We start from the raw sequence: 25,768 nt of genomic DNA, 5'->3' as shown, positions 1-25,768 counted from the left end.
TTTTACACAGTCTGGGCCATGGATGGCCCGTTGCGGCGACCCCCGGATCAGTGTCAGGGCGAAGGAACCCGACGAAGTCGGGCCGGAAACCGGAGCGAGGACTTTGCTCACTTTGGTCCCTCAAAGTGAGTCGCCGAGAGGCGAAAAGGTGACCTGAGCCGCCCCCCATCCACCTGACATCGCAGAACCCCTGTGTGACGCAGAGCGTCACGAACTGCATTCCCACGCGGAGCGTGAGGAACGAGAAGTGTGTGAGGACGCACTGCACACTCCCGATCAACCCCTGCCCAACACCATCCGCAACCCCAGCAACAGCAGAAAGTGCAGCGGGTAGATCGCGTAGGCCCAGCGCCGCATGGGAATCACTGCGAACCCGGGCTTCGCCCGCAGCAGCGCGATGCCCAGCACAGGCGCCAACACGCAGGCGACTATCGAACCGATGGAAATCGGATCGCCCCAGCTCGCACCGGCAAACATCTGCGACCACGCATTACCCGCCAGACAAAAGACCGCCGGGAACACCGCATACCAGAGCCGCTTTTCCAGCACCAGCACAAAGACCAGCGGCAGCAGCACGCCGGCAAAGCCAAACATCAGGTATTTCTGGAAGATCGCCGTCAGCAGCAGTGCGACAAGGGCCATCACTCGCGTCGTCGGATTGCGCTGCTGCCAGCCCTGAGCAATCACCAGCCCCAGCAGCAGGGTCGGCATCACATTCAGCACCGTCGCGTCAGCCATGAACAGCCGATACGGAATCTCCGCCAGCCCGGCAAATGCCAGCAGCCAGCCCAGATAACGCCATTGCACCCGTGGGGCCACAATCGCTGCGCTGCGCCGGGAAAGATTCACGGCGATGGCCAGGCAGAACCAGGGAAAGGCAAAACGCCCCGGCACGTAAAGAAAATCGACTGACCAGCCCACATAGCGAAGGTGGTCAAGCACCATACTCAACATCGCCAGCCACTTGAGCAGGTCCAGCGCCTTGTTGCGTCCGGGCAGAAAAGGCGGGTTGGAAAGATCCATAGTGCTCCTGAACGGGGAATTGCGTCATGCAGCCAACACATGACCGAACCTTATATTGTCGCTACAGTGCGCACCATAATCGCCCATAAGGAATCGGCCATGACAGACCAAAGCCAACAGTTCGCCAGCGACAACTATTCCGGTATCTGCCCTGAAGCCTGGGCAGCCATGGAGCAGGCGAACAAGGGCCATCAACGCGCTTATGGTGACGATCAATGGACTGCCCGCGCTTCGGATGATTTCCGCCGACTGTTCGAAACCGACTGCGAAGTGTTTTTCGCCTTCAACGGCACGGCGGCCAACTCGCTGGCACTGTCATCGCTGTGCCAGAGTTACCACAGTGTCATCTGTTCGGAAACGGCTCACGTCGAAACCGATGAATGCGGTGCGCCGGAGTTTTTCTCCAACGGTTCCAAACTGCTGACGGCACGCAGCGCGGGCGGCAAACTGACCCCGGAATCGATTCGTGAAGTGGCGCTCAAGCGTCAGGACATTCATTACCCCAAGCCGCGCGTCGTGACCCTCACCCAGGCCACCGAGGTGGGCGGCGTCTATCAGCCGGAAGAACTCAAGGCGATCAGCGCGACCTGCAAGGAACTGGGCCTGCATCTGCACATGGACGGTGCCCGCTTCTCCAATGCATGCGCCTTTCTGAAGGCTTCCCCGGCTGAACTGACCTGGAAGTCCGGCGTTGACGTGTTGTGCTTCGGCGGCACCAAAAACGGTATGGCGGTGGGCGAAGCGATTCTGTTTTTCGACCATGATTTGGCTGAAGACTTCGACTATCGCTGCAAGCAGGCCGGGCAACTGGCGTCGAAGATGCGCTTCCTGTCTGCACCGTGGGTCGGCCTGCTGGAAAACGACGCCTGGCTCAAACACGCCCGTCACGCCAACCGCTGTGCACAACTGCTCGCCGAACTGGTCAAGGACATTCCTGGCGTGGAGCTGATGTTCCCGGTGCAGGCCAATGGCGTGTTCCTGCAGCTGTCGGAGCCGGCCATTGCTGCATTGACCGCCCGCGGCTGGCGCTTCTACACCTTCATCGGCAACGGCGGCGCCCGTTTCATGTGCTCGTGGGACACCGAAGAAGACCGCGTGCGTGAACTGGCCGCCGATATCAGGCTGGTGATGCAGGGCTGAAGCGTCTAAATCAAGCTTGCAGGTGCAGCCTGACGAGCGACGGGTTAATCTCCTTCTTGACGGCAAACGGCCCACAAGGCCGTCCGGACTTTACCGACCGCCCTCAAGAAGGAGCTTGTCTGCATGTTCGATTTCTCCGCCCGGCTCAAGCAGCATTTCGCTGCCCTGCAGAGTGAAGCGCAATTCTTTTCCGTACGTTACGTGCACCGCACCGGCCAGCGCCTGTGCGTGCGCAAGAATGTGGCCGAGCCGCCGTCACTGATCAGCGACGAGGGTGCCATGCTGACCGTACGCCTGAACGGCGTTGAAGCCTACGCCGCCACCAACGACATCTCCCTGAAGGGTTTGCAGGCGGCCTTGCAGCAGGCCGAAACGCTGGCCCGCCGTCTGGCACCGCATGCGCTGCTGGACCTGAGCGATCAAGCTGTCTCGAGCGCCAAGGCTGACTACCTGTCGCCAAACATGGATCGAGCCTTCCCGCCGCTGAGCGACTGCATCGGCCTGTTGATGGCCGAATCCAGCGCGGTCCCGGCAGACGAACGCCTGGTCAACTGGCAGGCCATACTGGACCTGGAAACCGTCGAGCAAATCTACCTCAACAGCGCGGGCGCAGAATTGCGTCAGGCACAGCGCTTCGTGTTTCCCGGCATGAGCGTGACGGCCTACGACGGTCGCGACAGCCAGACGCGCACCCTGGGCGGGCATAACTTCGGCCAGCAAGGTGGCATCGAAGTGCTGAGCAGTTGCGGCCTGATCGGGTCTGCCGCCACTGTTGCCGACGAGGCCTTGCAGCTGATCCTCGCCCCCAACACACCATCAGGCCCACGCGACCTGCTGCTGATGCCGGATCAGATGGTCCTGCAGATTCACGAGTCCATCGGCCACCCCCTGGAGCTGGACCGGATTCTCGGTGACGAGCGCAATTACGCAGGCACCAGTTTCGTCAAAACGACTGACTTCGGCACCCTGCAATACGGCTCCAGCCTGCTGAATGTAACCTTCGACCCGGAGATTCCCGAGCAACTGGCCAGCTACGCGCACGATGACGACGGCACGTCAGCCAGCAAGCAGTTCCTGATTCGTGACGGCCTGCTGCAGCGCCCGCTCGGTGGTGCCCTGTCGCAATACCGCAGCGGCCTGGCAGGCGTCGCCAACAGCCGCGCCTCCAGCTGGAACCGTGCACCCATCGATCGCATGGCCAACCTGAACATCGAACCGGGTGACCAGTCGCTGGACAGTCTGATCGGCAACATCGAGCACGGCATTCTGATGTCGAGCAATCGCTCCTGGTCCATCGATGACGCACGCAACAAATTCCAGTTCGGCTGCGAATGGGGCCAACTGATCGAGAACGGCGAGCTCAAGGGCGTGGTGAAGAACCCTAACTACCGTGCGATCTCCGCGCAATTCTGGAAAAACCTCAGCGCCGTAGGTGATGCCAGCACGTTCAAAGTGCTGGGCACGCCGAACTGCGGCAAGGGCGAACCCAACCAGGTGATCCGTGTAGGTCATGCCTCTCCGGCGTGTGTGTTTGCCAATGTCGATGTGTTTGGAGGAGATGCCTGATGTCGCACCAACAGCAGTTCGAGGCGCTGGTCGCCGTGCTCAAGGCTGCCATCAGCCCGACGGAACACTTCACTCTGGCCTACGACGCCGAGGCGTCTGACTTCATCCGGTTCAACCACGGCCAGGTTCGACAGGCCGGGAGCGTCCAGCAGGTCATCGCCACGTTCAAACTGATCGATGACGGCCGGCATGCCAATCTGGAACTGACCTTGTCCGGCGACGCCGAGACCGACCAGCAGCGCCTTGTCGACGCCCTGCAAAAATTGCGCGAAACACTGCCGTCGCTGGCCAGGGATCCCTATCTGTTGCCGAACACGACTGCCTGGCAAAGCAGCAACGTTCAAGACTTGCCGCTGCCGGACAGCGCCCGGGTTGTCGAGCAGATCAGCGAACTGGCAGGCGATCTGGACCTGATAGGCTTTTATGCCGCAGGCCCGCTTTACCGCGGCTTCGCCAGTTCCTGGGGCGCGCTGGGCTGGCATCAGGCCAACAGCTTCAATTTCGACTGGAGCCTGTTTCACGAAAACGGCCAGGCCGTGAAAGCCAACTACGCCGGTCACCACTGGAGCGACGAAGCGTTCGCGCAGCGTTTTCAACAGGCCCGCGAACAGCTGGAGTTTCTCGGCCGCCCTCTGCATGCGCTCAAGCCCGGACAATACCGCGCGTACCTGGCGCCAGCGGCTCTGGACGAAGTCATCGGCATGCTCACCTGGGGCGGATTTTCCGCGCAGTCACTGGCCAGTAAACGCAGCCCGTTGCAAAGGCTGTATGACGGCGAGACGCCTTTCAGCCCGTTGGTCAACTTCGACGAAAAAGTCAGCGGTTCACTCTCGCCGGCGTTTTCACGCGAAGGGTACCCGCGCAAGGACCTGAAACTGATCGTCGACGGGCAAGCCCGCGACCGACTGGTGGATTCGAGCAGCGCTGCCGAATACGACCTGCCTGCCAACGGCGCGGATTATGGCGAAGGCCCAAGCGCGTTGAGCATTGCCGGCGGTTCACTGGAGCTGGATCAGATCCTCGCCAGGCTCGGCACCGGGCTTTACATCAGTAACCTCTGGTATCTGAACTTCTCCGACCGCGCCGCTGCGCGCCTCACCGGAATGACACGTTTCGCAACGTTCTGGGTCGAAGAGGGCAAGATCGTCGCGCCGGTGAGCACCATGCGTTTCGATGACAGCGCCTACAGCCTGCTGGGCAGCGCACTGGAGGACCTGACCAAAGAGAGGGAACTGATTCTCCAATCGAGCACCTACAGTCAGCGCCAGACCGGTTCAATACAGTTGCCTGGCGCATTGATCAGCCGACTCACCCTCACGCTATAGCAGGAGCCTATGCAGAACTCAGCAGCGCCGATCATGGACGAAAAGACCCTGCGCTGGATGCCCTGGGTCATCGCCATCGCATTCTTCATGCAAAGCCTGGACGGCACGATTCTCAACACCGCCTTGCCGTCCATGGCCCGCTCACTGGCAGAAGACCCGTTGCGCATGCAGTCGGTGGTCATCGCCTACATGCTGACCATTGCGCTGCTGATCCCGGCTTCGGGCTGGATCGCCGACCGGTTCGGGATCAAGCGCATCTTCTTCAGCGCCATCCTGCTGTTCAGCTTCGGATCATTGCTGTGCGCGCTGTCCTGGTCACTGAACGTGCTGGTGGCCGCTCGGGTGATTCAGGGGCTTGGGGGCGCGCTGATGCTGCCCATCGGGCGCCTGATCGTATTGCGCGCCTATCCGCGCTCGGAGCTGGTGCGAATCATGGGTTTTATCACCGTGCCGGGCCTTTTGGGCCCATTGCTCGGCCCGACGCTTGGCGGCTGGATGGTGGAGTACCTGAGCTGGCACTGGATTTTCCTGATCAACATTCCGGTCGGCATCCTCGGTTGCTATGCCGTCAAACACTTCATTCCTGATCTTCCGGGAGGCGGTCGAACCCGGTTTGACGGCGTCGGCTTCATCCTGTTTGGCGCGGCGATGATACTGATCACCATTGCCCTGGAGGGCCTGGGCGAGCTGCACCTGCCGCACATGCGCGTGGTGCTGCTGCTGTTTGCCGGAATGGGCTGTCTGGCAGCGTATTGGCTGCGTGCCGGGCACATCGAATCGCCGTTGTTTGCCCCTTCATTGTTCCGTACCCGGACGTTTGCGGTCGGTATCATGGGCAACCTGTTCGCCCGCCTGGGCAGCGGCGCGCTGCCCTTCCTGGTGCCATTGCTGCTGCAAGTGGCCCTGGGGTATTCGCCGTCTCAGGCGGGTATGAGCATGTTGCCGCTGGCCGCCGCTGGCATGTTCGCCAAGACTGTCGCCCGCTGGCTGATCGAGCGGCTGGGCTATCGCGTGATTCTGACCGGCAACACACTGCTGCTGGGCATCCTGCTGGCCAGCCTGGCGCTGGTCGATGTGCAAACCCCATACTGGGTGTTGCTGGTGCATCTGGGGCTGCTCGGCGCGGTCAACTCCTTGCAGTTCACGGCGATGAATACGGTCACTCTGATCGATCTGGACGATGCCAGTGCAGCGAGTGGCAACAGCCTGCTCTCGGTGGTGGCACAGCTGTCCCTGAGTCTTGGCGTGGCAAGCGCAGCAGCCTTGCTGGGTGGTTTCAGCGAAGAAGTTGCCACCGGCGAGGTCAGCAGCATGCTGGGGGCGTTCCAGATGACCTTCCTGAGTGTCGGGGTGCTGGCCATGTTTGCAGCAGGTATTTTCCTGCAATTGCCCGCGAAGGAGCCCAGGATGGCCAAAGCCTGATTGACAACGGCTCGTGACTGGAGCACATCTGCAAAGCGAATTCCCCTGGAAAACGGGGGTTTCGCCCGAAAAATCAACGAATTTGAGTATCCGACCAGATACACTGAAGAACCTGGACAACCGGCCGACACTTTTATAGCACTAAGCCACTGTGGTCTCTTGTAAGCACGGGCCGCATGATGCAACCTTGCCATACGCGAAAGTGGGGTTTACCCCTGTCGCGACTAGTATTCCGGAAGCGAGTTTGTTCATGAAAAGCCAAACCGATGCTGCCGGTAGATCCGCAGCCGAGGTAGTGACGCAATTGCCAGTGCCCTCGCGCCTGGGCATGCTGCGTTTCGAGCGGCTGAATGAAGCCAATTGGGCGCTATTGTTTCTCGATCCAAATTGCGAAAGGCAGTTCGGACTGGCAGCCGTTGACCTTTGCGCCTTGATTGGATCCCCTTATGCCAGCCTCATGGAGCCGGAAGCTCGTTATCAACTGCACGATGACATCCAGCTGCAACTGGCCTCTTCCCCGAATTACCTGATTCGTTACACCCTTCACAGCCCCAAAGGCCCGCTTGGCCTGCTGGAAATCGGCGAAGCCTACAAACAGCACAACCGCCATCTGTTACGTGGTTATTTTCTGATCGTCGAAGGCCTTGTCACGACTGGCGAACCGGTCACGGACTCCGATCTGGAAACCCGCAACCTGCGATTGCAGATTGCCCTGGAACTCAACCAGCGCGCCCAGCGCGATCAGTTTGCCCATCTGGAGCGCGTGCGCGCCCAGCAGGATCTGATCCTGCGCCTGACCCGACATCGCTACACCACGGCCAATACCCTGCTCGAAGCGGCAGAGCTGATCACCAAAAGCGCCTGTGATATCTACGATGTCGATCATGTCAGCATCTGGAACCTCAACGACAAGCGCCTGGAGCCGATCACCGACTACAGCCGTGAAACCGGCGACTATCAGTCACGCACGCCGGTGGATATCAGCCCCTACCCTACCTATCTGCAAGCGCTGAATACCAGCAGGGCGATCGACGCCAGCAATATCCAGACTGACCCGCGCACCTGCGAAATGGCCAAAAGCCTGAATCCTGGAGAAACCAGGGCGGTGCTCGATGCCAGTATTCGTATCGATGGGCAGGTGATCGGCGTGCTGTGCCTGGAAGAGTCCGGCTCGACGCGCGAATGGCAGTCCGACGAGATCGCCTTCGCCGGCGAGCTGGCTGACCAGTTTGCCCAGGTCATCAACAACCATAACCGTCGGGCTGCGACCAACGCACTGCACCTGTTCCAGCGCGCGGTCGAACAAAGCGCCAACGCCTTTCTGCTGGTCAACTGCAACGGCGTGGTCGAATACGTAAACCCGAGTTTCACGGCGATCACCCAGTACAGCTCGGAGGAAGTCTCCGGGCACAAGTTGTCGGAATTGCCCGCGCTGGAAAACCTCAACCAGTTGCTGCTGGAAGCCAACTCCAGCCTGACCAACAGCAACAGCTGGCAGGGCGAGTTCAAAAGCCGGCGCAAGAACCTCGAACCCTACTGGGGCCAGCTGTCGATTTCCAAGGTGTATGGCGATAATCGTGAGCTGACGCACTATATCGGCATCTACGAAGACATCACCCAGAGCAAGCTGGCCCAGCAGCGCATCGAGCGCCTGGCGTACACCGACAACCTGACCAACCTGGGCAACCGTCCGGCCTTTATCCGCAATCTGGACGAACGCTTTGCCCGCGACACCGATACGCCGATGAGCCTGTTGCTGGTCGACATCGATAACTTCAAGCGCATCAACGACAGCCTTGGCCACCAGACCGGTGACAAACTGTTGATCAGCCTGGCGCGGCGCCTGCGCAATACCTTGAGCCCGTCTGACATACTGGCGCGCTTTGCCAGTAACGAATTTGCCGTGCTGATCGACAACACCGATCAGGAAGCCGGGCACGCCACCGCCACCCAGGTGCTGGCCACGCTGGACAAGCCGATGTTCGTCGACAATCAGCTGATCAGCGTCACCGGCTCGGTGGGCCTCGCCTGCGCGCCGCTGCACGGTCGTGATCCGCAGACCCTGATGAAAAACGCCGGTCTGGCCCTGCACAAGGCCAAAGCCAATGGCAAACATCAGGTTCAGGTGTTTACCGAAGCATTGAATGCCGAGGCCAGCTACAAGCTGTTCGTGGAAAACAACCTGCGCCGCGCCCTGACCCAGAACGAGCTGGAGGTGTTCTATCAGCCCAAGCTGTGCCTGCTGACGGGCCGCCTGCTGGGCATGGAGGCGCTGTTGCGCTGGAATCATCCTGAAAAAGGCATGATCCGACCGGACCAGTTCATCAGCGTGGCCGAAGAGACCGGCCTGATCATCCCCATCGGTAAATGGGTCGCGCGTCAGTCCTGTCGCATGAGCAAGGACCTGACCGCCGCCGGGTTCGGCAACCTGCAAGTGGCCATCAATGTATCGCCCAAGCAGTTTTCCGACCCGGAACTGGTGTCATCGATTGCCGCCATCCTCAAAGAGGAAGAGCTTGACCCCTCGTTGCTGGAACTGGAGCTGACCGAAGGCCTGCTACTGGAAGCGACAGAAGATACCCGCCAACAACTCGACTCGTTGAAAAAACTCGGCCTGTCGCTGGCCATGGACGACTTCGGCACCGGTTACTCGTCGTTCAGTTACCTGAAGAAATTCCCCATCGATGTGATCAAGATCGATCGCAGCTTCATCCGCGATATTCCGGATGATGAAGACGACATGGAAATCACCTCCGCGGTCATCGCCATGGCTCACAACCTCAAGCTCAAAGTGGTCGCCGAAGGCATTGAAACTGCGGCTCAGCTGGCTTTCCTGCGACGCCACCGCTGCGATGTCGGCCAGGGCTATCTGTTCGACAGGCCTATCCCAGGCCAAGAGCTGATCGAGAAACTGAAGCGCTACCCTCGTCGCCCATCCGCCTGACAACCTTCCCTGCACCCCGCTCTCTCGGGCACACTGTCAGTCTGTTATTACACGGCAGCACTTGTTTCTACGTGTAACGGGACCTATGTAATTGCATTCATCCGTCCTGGCCCCTGCTGCCTGTCTCTAAACGAGAGGATATGGTTCATGACTTTGCGCTCGGAAATTCTAGTGAACAAAAATGTACTGCCTACCGCCGAACAAGCATTGCCGGGTCGTGAAACACCTATGGCGCTTCCGGAATTTCATTTCGTCAACGGCAATCCGCTGCTGGGGCCGTTTTCGAGCAACGTCGAATTCGCCATCTTCGGCATGGGGTGCTTCTGGGGCGCAGAACGCCGTCTGTGGCAACAGGAAGGTGTGGTGAGCACTGTCGCCGGCTACGCAGGCGGATTTACCCCGAACCCGACCTACGAAGAAGTCTGCTCCGGGCTGACCGGTCACACCGAGGTGGTGCTGGTGGTCTACGAGCCAGCAAAAATCAGCTACGAAGAACTGCTCAAGGTGTTCTGGGAAGTGCACAACCCGACTCAGGGCATGCGCCAGGGCAACGACATCGGCACTCAGTATCGCTCGGTGATCTACTGCACGACGCCCGAACAGCTCGACGCTGCCAAAGCCAGTGCCGAAACGTTCCAGGCGCAATTGAACAAGGCCGGCAAGGGCACCATCACCACCGAAATCGAGCAGGCACCGACGGTTTACTTTGCCGAGGCCTACCACCAGCAATACCTGGCCAAGAACCCACAGGGCTACTGCGGGCTGGGCGGCACGGGCGTGTGCATGCCGGCCTGATTCGCGCCTGGCGGCCCGAAAACAGCGTTTTTCAGGCTTCTGCCCGCAGGGCGTAGGAGCGAACTTGTTCGCGAAGATAGTAGTTCAGGTGACGCATTTTCGCCGAATATACTGGCCCTTTCGCGAACAAGTTCGCTCCTACGACCTACGGTCAGAATCAAAAGCGGGCTTATGTATAACGCTGAGCTCCGCGTGGGAATGCAGCTCTGGACGCTCTGCGTCCGCTAGGCAGCGCACTCGGCCTGGCTATGAACACGCCTACTCGGCAATCAACCAGTCCATCTTCCAGCCGCCCTGGGTCTGGCCCAGTTTCTGGGCGAGGTACGGCATCAGCTCGCGCAGTTCTTCTTCCAGACCCCAAGGCGGGTTGGCGATGGCCAGGCCTGAACCGTTGAGGCTGGCCGGGGTGTCCAGCGGGTGGACGAACAGTTCGACGCGCAGCAGCTTGGGCGCGCCGGTTTCTGCCAGGTCCTGATAGAAGCGGCGCAGCAGGCGGGTATCCTTGATCGGATACCAGATCGCCGCCACTGTCTGACGCATGCGGCCGATGGCTTCCTGGAGCGCGACCGCGCAACGCTTCATTTCATCGAGCTGCTCGAATGGCGGGTCGATGAGCATGACAGCGCGCTTTTCCGCCACTGGCAGCAAGGCACGCGGGACATGCCAGCCTTCCCCAAGATGCACCGCTACGCGGCGGTCGCCCTTCATGTTCTCCTTTAGCAGACGCCCGTCTTCGGGGTGCTTCTCGTTGAGCAGCACCCGCTCGCGCTCGCGGGTCAGGCGGCGAGCCAATTCCGGCGAACCGGGGTAGTAGCGCAGCTCGCCATCCGGGTTCATGTCGTGCAGCACTTGCAGATAGTCGGACGCCAGCGCAGGCAGGTCGGTGGCGTTCCACAGACGGCCGATACCTTCCAGCCATTCTCCGGTGCGCGTGGCCTGATCGCCTTTGAGGTCGTACAGGCCGAGCCCGGCGTGGGTGTCGAGATAGGCGAACGGCTGCTCCTTGCGCGCCATGAGGGCGATCAGGCGAGTCAGGGTCAGGTGTTTGAAGACGTCGGCGTGGTTGCCGGCATGGTAGGCGTGACGGTAATTCATGGCAGCTCCTGGCAAGCTGCGCAGTTTAGCAAACCTGAGCAATGAACAAGAATTTGTAACGAATTTGCGGGACTCGTCTCTTTCACTTGAAGGAAATTTCCGAGAAACTCCCGGCCCCTTGTGCCTGCCTGTTTCGATCTCTACTCTGCGCCCGCCGCTGCATATTCAGCGGTGAGGATTAGTAGCCCTCGATGTGATTAGGCGCAATGCGCCACCTTGTGCAAGGCGCTTGTTTTCGGCCTGCATCTTTATGGTGGCCGTGCGTGGGGCGTCTTCGGATGCACCGGTTCCTAATCACCGGGCTACTACCTGCGTGCGGCCGCCACCTTCGATTAGTAGCCGAAGTGACGACCTTCCAGTTATTGATTAGGAGTCTCACATGCTAAAAATCGTCCCCGATCCGCCCCTCTTCACCGCCAACCCCAACGTCAGCCATGAAGACGCCCTGATGCATGCCAGCGACCTGCTGCGCTGCGCCGCCACCAGCGCCTGTGAATTCAGCGACAGCATGACCGGCACCCAGCGCGACATGACGCTGTCGATCATGCACCTGGTGGAAATGGCCAAGGTCATGGTCGACAGAACCATAGACAACCTGCAAGCCGAATGACCCCATGAACTGAAAACGACGCACTTGTAGCCAATCCTGCCACTCACGACAGGCAGGGGTTGCCCGCAGGCGGTTGTCCTTCCAGAATCGGAAAAAGCCCGATCAAAGGAACAGACGTCATGATGCACGCGGATTTGATTGACCAGGAAGACCTGCTCGGCCAGCTCAGAGCCCTGGGCTTCGAAGCACCCGGCGGCGCAACCGCTGAACAAGCCTGCGCAAACGCCGTCTGCGGCCTCAACGCCGAACGCGCGACCGCCTTGCGGCGCCTGGTAGAACAACTCCTCACCGGCAGCGCCACCCTCCTCCCCGCCGTCCGCCAGGCCATCGACCGGCAACTGCTGCCCGCGCTGGCGGCTTACAAGCAGAGTCACAGTGGATCTTAGCCGGTAGGCGCCCTCAAGAACGTCTATCGTACCCATGCTCCGCGTGGGTATGCCTTTCCGGACGCTCCGCGTCCTGCCTTGAGCCTGTAGCGCGGCGTAGATTTGTGACGCAGAGCGTCACGCAATGCATTCCCACGCTGGAGCGTGAGGAACGATAAGGCTCTGACTATCGTGCCCATGCTCCGCGTGGGTATGCCGTTCCGGAGGCTCTGCGTCCTGCCTTGAGCGTGTAGCGCGTCACATAGCGTCAGGCGTGCTCAATACTCAATCCGCACATCGCCCTTCGGCACGCTGCAGCAGGACAGGATGTATCCCTCTGCAACATCATCGTCGGTGATGCCGCCGTTGTGTTCCATCTCGACTTCACCGCTCAGCTTCATGACCTTGCAGGTCCCGCAGATGCCCATCCCGCAGGCCTTGGGGATCATCAGGCCGAGTTTGGCGGCGGCGGCGTGCACGGTTTCGCCCGGTCCCACACGGATGCTCTTGCCGGTGTCGGTGAACTCCACCTGATGCAGGTCGGCGATGTCGACGTCGGGCGCGTCGGCAGCGATTTCGGCCTGCTCGACCGCATCGGCCCTGGCTTCTGGCGGTGTCGCACCAAACGACTCTTCATGGTACTGCGCCATGTTGAAGCCGTTTTCCTGCAACAGACGCTTGACCGCGGTCATGTACGGCGTCGGCCCGCAGCAGAACACCTCGCGGTCCATGAAGTCCGGGGCCATCAGTTCAAGCATTTTCTGGTTCAGGTAACCGCGATAACCCGCCCACGGCTCGCCCAGCCCGTGTTTTTCACAGACCAGATGCAGGTTGAAGTTGTCGATCCGCGACGCCATGTGCTCCAGCTCGCGGTGGTAGATGATGTCCTTGGGCGAGCGGGCGCTGTGCACGAAGACCATGTCGACATTGGCGTTGGTGTCGTAGAACCAGCGCGCCATGGACATCACCGGCGTGATACCGACACCGCCGCTGAGGTAGAGAATCTTCGGGTTCGGGAAGTCGATGGCATTGAACAGCCCGACCGGCCCGTGTACCGCCAGCTCCTGCCCTTCAATCAGGGTGTCATGCAGGTAGTTGGAAACCCTGCCGCCCGGCACGCGCTTGACGGTGATCGAAAAACTGTACGGCACCGATGGCGAGCTGGAGATGGTGTAGGAACGCATGATCGGCAGGCCGTCGATCTCCAGCTCCAGGGTCACGAACTGGCCCGGCTTGAAGAAGAACATGATCGGCTGGTCGGCCATGAAGCAGAACGTGCGCACGTCCCAGGTTTCCTGGATGACTTTGACGACACGTACCAGGTGACGCCCGTTGGCCCATGTCTGGGTCGTGACCGGGCTCAGGAAACTTTGGGACATACTCGATCTCCACGGCCGACTGTCGGCCTCTCATGCTGCGGATTCTGCGTAACGCGCGAGGCGGCCATTTACCTATCAACGACATTCACGTACTTACCGCGGCCAGCCCCGTCCAACAAGGCCTGTCGCGTCGGGAACGGATGCGGCCATGTCGCCCATGGATAAGGTTCACTGCGCGCCCGGCTCCACACTCGCCACCAAGGGTCATAAGCATGATCGACTGATCTATCGTCATGCTTGAAACGCGATCACACCCGTATCAGCCACATTCGCAGGCCGCCCATGCCGCGGTCATGAGGGATTCAATCGATGGACGTCACCGCAACCTTGAGCCTGGGCGATCCGCTGGAACCTGCACGCAAGGCCACTGCCGAGATGCTGCAGAATCGCGAGCGCACGTACTCGCTGCCGCAGCCTTTCTACAGTGATGAGCGACTGTTTGAAATCGACATGCAGGAAATCTTTCACAAGGAGTGGCTGATTGCCGGGATGACGTGCGAAATCCCGACCAAGGGCAATTACCTGACGCTGCAGATCGGCAAGAACCCGATCCTGGTCGTGCGCGGCCCGGACGGTGCCGTCAACGCGTTCCACAATGTGTGCCGCCATCGCGGCTCGCGCCTGTGCACAGCCGAAAAAGGCAAGGTCGCCAAACTGGTTTGCCACTATCACCAGTGGACGTATGAGCTGGACGGTCGCCTGCTGTATGCCGGTACCGAGATGGGCGACGACTTCGACATGAAGCAGTTCGGCCTCAAACCGGTCCACGTCAAGACTGCGGGCGGCTACATTTTCATCAGCCTGGCAGAAAACCCGCCGGCCATCGACGAGTTCCTCTCGACGCTGCGCCACTACATGGAACCCTACGATATGGAGAACACCAAGGTGGCGGTGCAAACCACCTTGATGGAGAAGGCCAACTGGAAGCTGGTGCTGGAAAACAACCGCGAGTGCTACCACTGCAGTGGCTCGCACCCGGAATTGCTCAAGACGCTGCTGGAATGGGACGACGTCACCGATCCCCGCGCCGATCAGACCTTCAAGGATCATGTCGCCGCGTCCGCCGCTGCCTGGGACGCAGAGAAAATTCCCTACGCCCACGCCAGCTTCGGCCTGCGCAACCGTATCGTGCGCATGCCACTGCTTAAAGGCACAGTGTCGATGACCATGGACGGCAAGGTCGGCTGCAAGAAACTGATGGGCCGTATCCAGAACCCTGACCTGGGCTCGATGCGCATTCTGCATTTGCCGCACTCCTGGAACCACTGCATGGGCGATCACATCATCGTCTTCACGGTGTGGCCGATCAGCGCGCAGGAAACCATGGTCACCACCAAGTGGATTGTCCACAAGGATGCGGTCGAAGGCGTCGATTACGACGTCGAGCGTATGCGCCAGGTCTGGGACGCTACCAATGATCAGGACCGTCGTCTGGCCGAGGAAAACCAGCGAGGCATCAACTCCAGCGCCTATCAACCCGGCCCTTACTCGAAAACCTATGAGTTCGGCGTGGTCAACTTCGTCGACTGGTACAGCTCGCGCATGCTGGAAAACCTCGGCGCGGAGCCTGCACCGTATTTGAAGGGCGTGGCGGTCAATCACGAGTAGCGTTTACCCCGCCAACGCGATACGTCAGGGCTGACTCACTTCACGCACGAAGCGAGTCAGCCCTGAAGTATCGCCGACACAAAAGCCTTCCCGCCGATACCGTCATTTCTGACAGTTACGTGAAAAAACCTTTCGTGATCAACTCCCGTTGCAGTCAATCCAACGGACGGAGACACGAATCATGCTCAACCCAAAAATCATCACTCAATACAAAAACAAGAAGGTCGACGCCGCATCGACCATGACGGATATATCAGGGAAAAATATCCTCATGGGCTTCTGGCATAACTGGCCCTCGGAATCAGGTCAGGGCTACCAGCAGGGAATGTTTGCCGAAATGCCGCTGACAGGCATAGATAAGGCCTACAACGTCATTGCAGTGGCTTTCATGAAAGGCGCCGGCATACCGACCTTCAAGCCTTATAACCTGAGTGATGAGGCGTTTCGCGCTCAGGTAGCGGAACTGAATGCCCAGGGCCGGGCGGTGCTGATCTCGCTTGGCGGGGCTGATGCGCATATCGAGCTGCATGCCGGCCAGGAAGAAGCGCTGGCCTACGAGATTATCCGGCTGGTCGAAGTCTATGGCTTTGACGGCCTGGATATCGATCTCGAACAGGCCGCCATTACCTTTGCCGATAACCGCACCGTATTACCCGCCGCACTGAGAATGGTGCGCGAGCATTACGAGACCGAAGGCAAGCATTTCATTATCAGCATGGCTCCGGAGTTTCCTTATCTGCGATCGGCTGCCCGCGATACGCCACTGCTGAAAGAAATCACCACCTACTTTCCGTTTCTGAAAGAAGCCGTCGCCTTCCTCACGTCCTTCAGAAGTGGCGGCGCGTACCTCGCTTATATCGAGGCGCTTGAGGACCTCTATGACTTTATCGCCCCCCAATACTACAACCAGGGTGGCGACGGCATATGGGTCGACGAGCTCAACCTGTGGGTGACGCAAAACAATGATGCCCACAAGAAGGAATTTCTCTATTACCTGACCGACAGCCTGATCCACGGCACGCGCGGCTTTACCAAAATCCCGGCGAACCGGCTTGCGATCGGCTTGCCCACCAATAATGACGCCGCCGCGACAGGTTATGTGATCAACCCGGACGACGTGAAATACGCCCTGGACACCCTGCAGGCCGACGGCAACCCGATTCGCGGTCTGATGACCTGGTCGGTCAACTGGGACAATGGCACGCCCAAGGTTGGCGAAGCCTATAAATGGGAGTTTGCCAAACGCTACGGTTATCTCACCGGCGGCGAAACGCCCGTACCTGACAAGCCTTCAGTACCCACTGGCCTCAGGTCAACCGAACAAACCCCAACGTCGGTGAAACTCGTCTGGTCGCTGTCGGCAGGCCAGAACCCGGTACTGCGCTATGAACTGCGCCGCGACAACAGCGTGTCGTTATTTGCGGACAGCCCTTCGTATGAAGACACCGGCCTTCAGTCCGGTATCACTTACAGTTACCAGGTACGTGCCATTGATGTCATGGGCAACACCTCGGCATTCTCTCCAGCGATCAGCGTGAGTACCCAGGCAGGAGGCGGCGGTGCGGCGAACCCGACACCACCGGTCTTGAGCCTGGCAGGCGTCACCGATAGAAGTGTATCGCTGGAATGGACACAGTCCAGCAGCGAAGCTGGACTCCTCGAGTATCAAATTGCCCGGGATGGCTGGCCTTTTGTGAAGGTCCCTGCTGACCAACCACGCGTCTATACCGATGAGAACCTCACAGCGGGCAGAACGTATACCTACTTCGTTATTGCAAAAGATATACAGGGTAAGTGGTCGGAGATCAGCAACGAGCTGGAAGTCCCAACCCATCTGGAACCCTATAGACCTTCAGTGCCTGTCGACTTCAGGTCAACCGGGCGGACCACCACATCGATAACGCTGGACTGGAGTGTTTCGACGGATGCCAGCGGTCCGTTTGACTATGAGCTGTTCCGCGAGGGAGTTTCGATAGGCAAGGGCAAGGTTCCTCCCTTCACCGACGAAGGCCTTCTGCAAAGCCGCCTTTATGGTTATCACATCATCGCGACCGACAGTCTGGGCAACAGCTCAGGACTCTCTGAAGAACTTCTGGCCACTACAGAATCCGAGGCGTCCAATGATCGACCTGCGCCACCCGGCAACTTGCGTCAGACAGGTGCGACCCCCACCAGCGTTTCACTGGCATGGGATGCACCTACCGGGGGTACTGCCGTTGACGTCTACCATGTCTACAGTTTCGACGCGCCTACTGTGACCGTCGACTCAACCGTACTGACTTATACCGTCAGAGGCCTGACCCCAAGCAAGACCTATCAGTATCTGGTCGGCGCACGCGATAAAGATTCAGAACTGTCCGGGCCCAGCAACGTTGTGCAGGCCTCGACCAGCGCCGCATTGCTTGAATGGAAAACAAATACTGACTACGTGAAGGGGGATAAGGTGATGTATGCCGGTGCCTCTTACATCTGCCTCAATCCTCACCATTCACAAACAGACTGGTACCCAGGCGGTGCGCCGACGCTATGGGCACCCTGGACCGAGCAAGCAGGCGGCAGAGGTTTCCGCGACTGGCCGAAAGAATGGCAGTGAACCTCGCGAGTACCTGCCCTGGCTCATAAACAGACGGTGACGGTGTAATGACTGAACGACTTATCCACAGCGCCCAAAAAGCGTTTATGGATAAGTCGTTTTTTCGTAGGCTCGGAAATAGCTCGGGCAACAACGAGTTACCGTGGAACACCTCAATCACAAAGCCTGTATGTTTTTTAACCAACTCTCTGCAGAGCTTAATTTCATTGGGCTACAGACGAGCACGAACACCTTATCCACAGAAGCGCCAACAGACTTTGGGTACAACTTGGTCCAGATAACCCATCCGCTGTGGACAACGTCTGAAATGGCCAAAAAAACCTCGCCGTCAGGATGATTTCGCGCGCAACCTACCATCCTGATCATTTTTTGAACAACAGCTCAAGACCCTTTAAATATATGGCCTGCAGACAACCACAAACAAGTTGTCCACAGTCACACCAACAGAGATTGTGGGCAAAGTGAGTGACTGACAGGTAGCGCCTGAATGCTTATCCACAAAAAGCCCAATGGAAATAACCACTTAGATTGATCAATTTTTGATCGCTACGTCACACGCCACGTCCAGCAAGAGCTTCAGCGATTAACGAACACTTTATCCACAGGCACGCGCACAGGGATTGTGTGTAAGTCCATCACGGCTGCCACGTCCACCTATCAGTTTTGCGAGTATCTCGACGCGTGGCACGCGCATAGGCTCTTTTCAGCGCTCCTTGATTAATCAAAGAGGCAATTCCGAGCCACTGTGAATGGACGCACCGGTGCCATGAAAAAATACCAAAGGACTGTATTGTCAGTGGCGTTCATCACAGGCCTGCTATTGGCCTGGCTCGTCAGTGCGGCCCCAGACCAGGGACCTTCTTCTCTGCCAGCGCCAGCGGTGTCGATTGCGCAAGTGTCGACCGTCAGCAGGGAAGTGAATGCGGGCACGTTCGAACAACCACGACAGGCCGGAGAACCCGCCTTCGAGGGCGCCGTGTTCTTCGTCCATACGGGCCAGTTCATTGCATTCTTTATCGCAGCCTTCGACAGCCAGCCTGAACAGCTCGATCCGGCCCCTCCCGACGCACCCCATTCGACGGACTTCTGGACCTACGCAGGCCAGCATTCAGGCCTGGGACCTGACCTTAAGCCATTCGACGAGCCAACCCGCGAGGGGGCGCTGCACCTGGCGATGATCGAAGGCAAAAACGCCTTGCTGAGCTCGAAAATCACCGGCATGCCCGGTCCGCAAACGCCCTATCCAACCACAGCGCAAAGCAATGACTTCTGGGACTTCATCGGCTTTTTTGACAAACCCGGAACACCTGAAGCGATGAAAACCGATCAGGATCTGGTCTGGCCTGGCGTCTTCGTCTATTTCGAGCAGACCAAGGCCGTTTATCTGGCGCAGCACACCGGACGCCCAAGCGTCGATGCATGGCCTGCACCCGGCACAGAGCGCGGCGCCGGGTACTGGACGTTTGCGGGGACGCTGTCAGGCATTCAGACCTCCCTCCCCAAACCCTGGACCGACCTGAGCACGTCGAAAGGCTCTTATTATCGCAACCCGCTGACGCCGCTACGCAGTGACTACTACGCCTCCACCTTTATCGGATTCGCGCCCCTTCTGAATGCACAATTCCCGAGCGGCGCGCAGAGCAATCAGTACTGGGATTATCGCGGCGTCCATGAAGGCTCATACACCGACCAGAAAGCCTTCGGAGAAAACACCGCGCTCGAAAAACTGCATCGCGCCAAACTGCAGGGCAAGTGGGTTTCGTTTGCGGCGCACTTCTCAGGGGCAGTTGAACAGCCTTACCCGACCTCGCCCACCAACACCACTTATTGGGGAGTGCGCCACATCACCCAGAATGCCGGAACCTGGCAGGACCCCAGGACTGACCTGGACACCGAGACGTGGGTCGGCGCTATCCATTCGGTACAGCAGGGCCAGGGAAAAGCGCTGTACCGTGCGCTGAAATCCTGGACCGCGCCGCCAACCGGCTGGGATTACAGCCAGACCGACGAGTTTGAGTTATTGGGGACCTCCCTCCATGCAGGAACAGTGGCCGACCCCAAAACCCAACAGGAATTTACCTGGCCCGGCGCAGTGCACGAAACGCTGATCGACGACAACCCGGTGTATTTCGTCTCGCTGGCGGAAGGCTTTCCCTCCAAGCATGACTGGCCGCTACCAGCCACACCAGAAAGCAACGAGCACTGGTCGTATATTCCAGAGATACCACCGCTGGGTACCTTCGAAGCCCCGAGACGATTCGATGACTACAGCCAGGCAGGTTCGGTGTACGTGGATGGCACCGTTCCAGGCGCGCGCACGTTCTATGTTTCCAGCTACGAAGGCTATCCCGCCAACGATCTCGACAGCTTCTCGACGGTGGGCATCGTCGATCCTTACTGGGTCTATGCAGGCGGACACGCAGGCACATGGAGCGACTTCAAGCCCTTCGATGACATCACCCGGATCGGCGCACTGCATGAAGCCTCGATCAAGGGGCAGCGTGTAGTGCTGCGCTCACTGTTCGACGGCATGCCCTCTGCCGCGACGCCTTACCCAAGTGATCTTGCCAGTAACACCCACTGGGAATTCGTCACAGTGTTCAAACATGCCGGTACGGCAGACGACCTCAAAGGTCGTGATGACGCCACATGGCCAGGCGCACTGCACCTGGATGACGATCAGCACATCATTTTCGCGGCCCGGCAGCAGGCTCAACCGGTTGCAGGGGGATGGGTTTATCCGGTGGGTGAAACAAGCGATGAGCAGTGGAGCTACGTGACCTCACTCAACGGCGGCACTGCCGAAACGCCACGCGAACGTAACGACATCAACACCCCCGGCGCAATCTTTGCCGACCAGCTTGGCCTGACCCGTCAAAAACTTTTTCGCTCCAGATTTGCCGGATTTGCCCAGGATGTGGGTGCCGTCTATCCCTCAGGTGAAGAATCCAACACGTTCTATGAGTACGCCGGAGAACATGCCGGCACCTTCTCGGACCCAAAACCCTTCACCGATCCTACCTGGCCGGATGCGATACACGTGGCCACCATCAATGGCCAACGGGCGTTCCTCAAATCGAAGATGACCGGAAAGCCCACTTCGCAAACGCCTTACCCGCAAGACCCCACAAGTACAGACTTCTGGGAGTTCATGTTTACCTCAGATCAGGCAGGCACTTACGCCGACCCCAAATCAATGAGCGGCCAGACCTGGATTGGCGCTGTTCACGAGTACAGCTCATCAGGCAGGCGTCAGCTTTACATCGCTCAGCAGTCGGGAAACCCGATCGCCGACAATTGGCCTCTCCCGACTTCGGGCGACACACAGTATTGGAAAGTGCTGGGCCTGGTCCGGCACAAAGGCACGTTTGCCGATCCGAAAGACTTCGATGAAATGACCAGCCAGGGGCTGATTCACGCCACTATCGTTGAAGGGCAGCGCGTCTATTATCGCGCCCTCGCACGAGGCGTTCCTCAAGCCAATGACTGGAGTTACCCCGCGCCCGGAACCCACAACGAGCACTGGGAGTATCTGGGCACAAACCTTCCCGTGGGCACCTGGGCCGATCCGAAAGGCGACTCCGGCTTTACCACGCCGGGCAGCATTCACGCGATGCAAGCCAGAGACCGTACTCTGTATCTGCTTTCCAAGGTCGATGGACTGCTTGCCGAGCACGACTGGCCGATTCCGCTGGTCGGAGAAAATGATTACTGGACAGTGGTCGGGGAATCCCGGCATTCGGGCGAGATCATCGACCCCAAGGATCAGCAGGAAGTGACCTGGACCGGGGCGATTCATATGCGCCAGGTCGACAACACCAGGCGTTATTACCGCTCGAAGATTACGGGCAATCTCGCGGTCATCGGCATCGATCACCCGCTGCCGCTGGAGGCAACCGACAACGCCTGGTGGGAGTTCGCGGGGCAGTCCTCTCACCAAGGCACACTGACTGATCCAGTGCAGACGGGGGAGATGATCAGGCCCGGAGACACTGTCAAGGTTATCCATACTGCGGACGAGTATTACCAGGCTCGCTTTGCCGGTGTTTTCAATACCGGGCATCCGCTGCCTGACTCACAGCAAAGCAATGACAACTGGTTTTATGTGGGTAAAAGTGCCTTTGCAGGCACCTTGCAATCGCCCAAGGACGCTTACGAAATCACCTGGCCCGGTGCGATTCACCGCTTTGAAGTTGATGGAAAGGCTTACTTCGCAAGGGCCCTCATCGATGGCGCTCCCGGCCAGGAAGGATGGCACTATCCGGCACCGCCTGACAGTAACGAGCAGTGGTCTTACCTGGACATGGGCATTCACGCGGGCAGTTGGCTCGATCCGAAACCTCAATCCGATGCGACCTGGCCAGGCGCGCTGCACGTGGTGAAGATCCCCACCGGCATCGGCGAAAGTTTCACCCGATGGTTCTACAGATCAAAAATCTGGGGGCATGTAGCGGATGATGAAGAGGGTTACGCGAACGAAAACAACTTTGATCGTGTGGGCTTTTCGATTTACCAGGGCACGCTGAACAGTCCCAAGCTTTTCGATCAGCCCACCTGGGTGGGCGCCATCCATCTGGACCGGGGAACGCAGTTTCTGTTTGAAGCCAGAAAATCCGGCGAAATGGGTATAGATGTAGGCGAGCGGCCAATGACGCCGACGGATAACGAATCCTGGCACTTCCTGGGTATCAGCAAGCACTTCGGCACCCAGAACGATCCCAAGGAATGGGATGAATACACCTGGCCCGGACGTCTGCATCGCTATGAGCATGACGGCAAAACACTCTATTTTCATGCACAGATGACAGGGACACCCTCAGCCAACAACTGGTACTACCCGACCGATGAAAGCAGCACCGAGCAGTGGGCCTATTACGGTACAACATCCCATGCAGGCACTTTTGCCGACCCTCATATACCTGACGAAGTTACGTGGAGGGGAGCGATTCATCGCGTAGAAAAAGACGGCATACGGTTCTATTTCAAAGCCAGAAGCGCTGGCATACCCGAGCAGCAGAACTGGACCTACCCCACGGACGCGACGAACAATGAGCATTTCATCTACGTAGCGACCGAAAGACACGCCGGCACGCTCAGCGATCCCAAGGATGAGAAGGAGCCCGTCGTACCGGGCGATTATGTAAAAACACCCCATGAGGGCATTGATCTTTATTTCATCGCAAAAAACAGCGGCGTTCCTTCATTGAATGACTGGCCGTTCCCCTTCGACATGCGAGACACCGAAAACTGGGTTTTCTATGGCATCTCCAGAAACGCAGGCACCCTCGATGCCCCCAAGGAGTGGGACGAAGTCAGCTGGCGCGGCGCCGTGCATGTGCACAACGTCAGCGGGATGCGTTTATTGTTTAGCGTGAACTCCGACAAGGAGGGCATTCCAGAACAGGACAAGTGGACGCTGCCTCCGAACGCGCCACTGGATGCGGACGAAGAAAAGAAGCCTCCGGCTCTGGTCGAAAAGTCACCGGCCTGGAAGTTTCTTCAGGTCACGCACCTCAACGGAACACGCGAACAGCCCAAAAGCGTAGCTGACTGGACGCAGAACGGGCTCGTCCACCAGACCACCATCGACTATCAGCGCATGCTGTTCAGGTCGAAGTTCACAGGGAAGAACGACTACCCCAAGGGGCAGCCCGCAAAAGATGACCCCGTTGCCCCCAAGAGTTCTACATGGTGGGAGTTCTTCAGCAAGGGACGGGGCACCCTCCAAGTGCCCAATACCTGGAACGACTACGCCTACCCGGATGATATCTACAGCTACGACTACCAGGGCGAACGGTTGTTATTCCGCGCAGAAAAAGAGGGTCGTCCTTCTGAAAAAGGCTGGTACTTTCCGACCTCGGAATACAGCACGTCAGACTGGACATACCTCTACAAAAATGAAGGTAACTACGCCGATCCCAAAACGTGGAACGAATTTACGCGTGTGGGGGAAATCCATCGTTCCGATCACGACGGCCAGACGTGGTTCTTCAAAGCCTTGCAGGAGGGCAGCCCTGCCAGACACAACTGGTATTACCCTGCTGGTGCCGCAGACAATGGTTTCTGGACCTATGCCGGCAAGCATGCAGGCACCTGGCAGGACCCGAAGGAATGGAACGAGCCTACTTATCCTGGCGCCATTCACTCGCTGAATAACATCACTTTTTACCGTTCGAAATTTTCCGGTAACGCGGCGACGCACTATTGGTACTACCCGACCGCCGAAACAGAAAACGCCTACTGGATCAAGGTCAGCAAGGACGCTTATGCAGCGCCGGGCATCAATGATTTTACCAGGCCATTCGATCAGTACACATGGGTCACCGCGCACAACGCCTATCTGGACGCCATTACCCCGCAACTGGAGCGTGGGATCAGAGGGTTCATGCTGGATATCCACATGGATGTGGGCGATTACAACGGGCAAAAACGGGTTCGGGTATGCCATCTGCCGGCGATCGGTGCATGCTGGGCGGACGCGCCCTTGTTAAGCGACGTACTCAGAGAGTTTGTTGCCTATATGCAGAAAGACCGAAATGCCGTCATTTCCCTGCTGTTCGAATCGACGCTGAGCTCAGACGAACTGCGTCCGGTGCTGGAGCAAGTGCCGGAATTGGCAGATTACAGCCATGTGTCCAATGGATACAGCTGGCCAACGCTTAGGGAAATGATCGACAGTAACAAACGCCTCGTCATGTTATCGAACGGAGAAGTGGCCAAAAGGTACACGCTGGCCGGCAAGCAGGCCGAGGTTCTTTGGGCACCCGATACAGAAGTCGAGAACACCTATAACCTGGGTATAACGTCGCTGGTGCATGACTGGCAGTGCAAAAGCCGCTACGGTTACATGGACCTTTCGTTACGCACCCGGGACGGCGGCCTGCCGCGGTTATTTGTCCTCAATCAATTCCATTCCTGGGGCAGTACTACGCTGCATGCAGGGGACGTGGATAACAACCTGACCTGGTTGCAGCGCAGGGTAGAAAACCATTGCGGTGAAGCGACCGGTTGGCGCAAACCCAACTATCTGGGCATTGATTTCAACCAGGTGGGTGACGCACTGCCCTATGCCGCGACGCTTTCTCAAGGCGGTCTTTATTTCTACGAACGCAACAATGCCGATCGTGGAGGCGACGCCTCCTGCGTGTTGCCGGTCAATCAGAGCGGGGGCAGCAGCGGCGTTCAATATGATCTGAAGCTTGCCTCACGCGGGTGTGAGAACGACGAACTCAGGTCAATGGAACTTGAAGGTGTTCGAGCGGGCACGCGTATCGAACTGTACGACAACCCCAACGGTGACCGGCAGGACGACTTCACGATCATAGACGTCAAGCAATCGATTCCCATGGGCAAAAGGGTGCGAATCGACTCATTCGAGGGTTCAACCGATATGTTCTATTACCGCACGCTCGCCTCTCATAATAACGGGCTTGACGGTAAGGTGTCGCGAATAAAAGTGCTTAACAAGCCAGACGATAACGACATCAGCGATGCAAGCATTGTGTTTTATGAAGGCAATGGGGCCACACAGAATATTGTCTGCACGGTGCCCTTCAATGTGGACAGACAATTCAAAATGGGCAACGGCAACAACAGCTTTGGCTGCGACAACGATGAAATACGCTCAGCCAAAATACTCAAGGCGGGCAAGGGATCAGTGTTCTCGGTTACCGGCAGGCCGGACGGCGGCTTTGGTCAAGGCCGTACAGGCGTGACATTCAAACGGGCCATTTTGTTACCCATCACGATTTCCAGTTTCAACCGCAGTTACGAAAACGCGGATGTCAAAGTCGAGGTCAGCAATGGCGGTGGTCTGGACGGGAGCATTTCCTATGCCTACTTCCGGCCGGCCTCCGAACAGAAAGGCAAACCGCCTATCAAAGAGGGCAGCACAGGACCCTAG

At 58.5% G+C, this 25,768-nt stretch carries 14 protein-coding genes; 11 read left to right on the top strand and 3 right to left on the bottom strand.

The window, feature by feature from the left end:
• Positions 1-276: 276 nt before the first annotated feature.
• Entirely contained in the window at positions 277-1,023 is a 747-nt protein-coding gene (locus tag KBY08_RS25135; protein ID WP_024639830.1) for a TraX family protein, read from the bottom strand.
• Positions 1,024-1,122: 99 nt separating this feature from the next.
• Here KBY08_RS25135 and KBY08_RS25130 point away from each other — a divergent pair, with 99 nt between their 5' ends.
• The 6 genes from KBY08_RS25130 (at position 1,123) to msrA (ending at position 10,215) form a co-directional block, all read left to right on the top strand.
• Positions 1,123-2,163 carry a low specificity L-threonine aldolase gene (locus KBY08_RS25130; RefSeq protein ID WP_032655819.1) on the top strand — a complete coding sequence of 347 codons (1,041 nt, stop codon included), beginning with the start codon at positions 1,123-1,125 and terminating at the stop codon, positions 2,161-2,163.
• Between the two features lie 123 nt (positions 2,164-2,286).
• Entirely contained in the window at positions 2,287-3,729 is a 1,443-nt protein-coding gene (locus tag KBY08_RS25125) for a TldD/PmbA family protein (RefSeq protein ID WP_060405816.1), read from the top strand.
• The gene (locus KBY08_RS25120) at positions 3,729-5,054 is read left to right on the top strand and encodes a TldD/PmbA family protein (protein WP_225651294.1); all 1,326 of its coding nucleotides are present in this window, start codon (positions 3,729-3,731) and stop codon (positions 5,052-5,054) included. Before KBY08_RS25125 ends, KBY08_RS25120 begins: the two co-directional genes overlap by 1 nt.
• 9 nt (positions 5,055-5,063) lie before the next feature.
• Positions 5,064-6,476 carry a multidrug transporter subunit MdtD gene (gene mdtD / locus KBY08_RS25115; RefSeq protein WP_011269218.1) on the top strand — a complete coding sequence of 471 codons (1,413 nt, stop codon included), beginning with the start codon at positions 5,064-5,066 and terminating at the stop codon, positions 6,474-6,476.
• 250 nt (positions 6,477-6,726) lie between these two features.
• A complete protein-coding gene (locus tag KBY08_RS25110) occupies positions 6,727-9,420 on the top strand; it encodes a GGDEF and EAL domain-containing protein (protein WP_003402271.1) in 2,694 nt (897 codons plus the stop codon).
• A 147-nt stretch (positions 9,421-9,567) separates the two neighbouring features.
• A complete protein-coding gene (msrA, locus tag KBY08_RS25105; RefSeq protein ID WP_011269219.1) occupies positions 9,568-10,215 on the top strand; it encodes a peptide-methionine (S)-S-oxide reductase MsrA in 648 nt (215 codons plus the stop codon).
• Between the two features lie 258 nt (positions 10,216-10,473).
• Here the strand turns inward: msrA and KBY08_RS25100 are convergent, their stop codons facing one another.
• Positions 10,474-11,310, bottom strand: a complete 837-nt coding sequence (locus tag KBY08_RS25100) for a 23S rRNA (adenine(2030)-N(6))-methyltransferase RlmJ (RefSeq protein ID WP_003402281.1) — start codon at positions 11,308-11,310, stop codon at positions 10,474-10,476.
• Between the two features lie 379 nt (positions 11,311-11,689).
• Between KBY08_RS25100 and KBY08_RS25095 the strand changes: the two genes are divergently transcribed.
• Together KBY08_RS25095 and KBY08_RS25090 are read left to right on the top strand one after the other, a co-directional pair.
• The gene (locus KBY08_RS25095) at positions 11,690-11,920 is read left to right on the top strand and encodes a DUF6124 family protein (protein WP_011269220.1); all 231 of its coding nucleotides are present in this window, start codon (positions 11,690-11,692) and stop codon (positions 11,918-11,920) included.
• A 119-nt stretch (positions 11,921-12,039) separates the two neighbouring features.
• Entirely contained in the window at positions 12,040-12,306 is a 267-nt protein-coding gene (locus KBY08_RS25090) for a hypothetical protein (RefSeq protein ID WP_011269221.1), read from the top strand.
• Between the two features lie 257 nt (positions 12,307-12,563).
• Here the strand turns inward: KBY08_RS25090 and gbcB are convergent, their stop codons facing one another.
• Positions 12,564-13,664 carry a glycine-betaine demethylase subunit GbcB gene (gene gbcB / locus KBY08_RS25085; protein WP_225651293.1) on the bottom strand — a complete coding sequence of 367 codons (1,101 nt, stop codon included), beginning with the start codon at positions 13,662-13,664 and terminating at the stop codon, positions 12,564-12,566.
• Between the two features lie 309 nt (positions 13,665-13,973).
• Between gbcB and gbcA the strand changes: the two genes are divergently transcribed.
• The 3 genes from gbcA to KBY08_RS25070 all read left to right on the top strand — a co-directional run bounded on the left by gbcA (position 13,974) and on the right by KBY08_RS25070 (position 25,768).
• The gene (gene gbcA / locus KBY08_RS25080; RefSeq protein WP_011269222.1) at positions 13,974-15,272 is read left to right on the top strand and encodes a glycine-betaine demethylase subunit GbcA; all 1,299 of its coding nucleotides are present in this window, start codon (positions 13,974-13,976) and stop codon (positions 15,270-15,272) included.
• A 181-nt stretch (positions 15,273-15,453) separates the two neighbouring features.
• Positions 15,454-17,865, top strand: coding sequence for a fibronectin type III domain-containing protein (locus KBY08_RS25075; RefSeq protein WP_024661242.1), 2,412 nt, complete (start codon positions 15,454-15,456; stop codon positions 17,863-17,865).
• A gap of 766 nt (positions 17,866-18,631) precedes the next feature.
• Positions 18,632-25,768: a PI-PLC domain-containing protein gene (locus tag KBY08_RS25070; RefSeq protein WP_225651292.1), complete on the top strand. Its 7,137-nt coding sequence runs from the start codon at positions 18,632-18,634 to the stop codon at positions 25,766-25,768.

The sequence above is a fragment of the Pseudomonas sp. P135 genome (genome assembly GCF_020312125.1).
Classification (GTDB): domain Bacteria; phylum Pseudomonadota; class Gammaproteobacteria; order Pseudomonadales; family Pseudomonadaceae; genus Aquipseudomonas; species Aquipseudomonas fragariae.
Note: the sequence above shows the minus strand (reverse complement) of the source record. Positions and strands in the feature narration are given on the sequence as shown.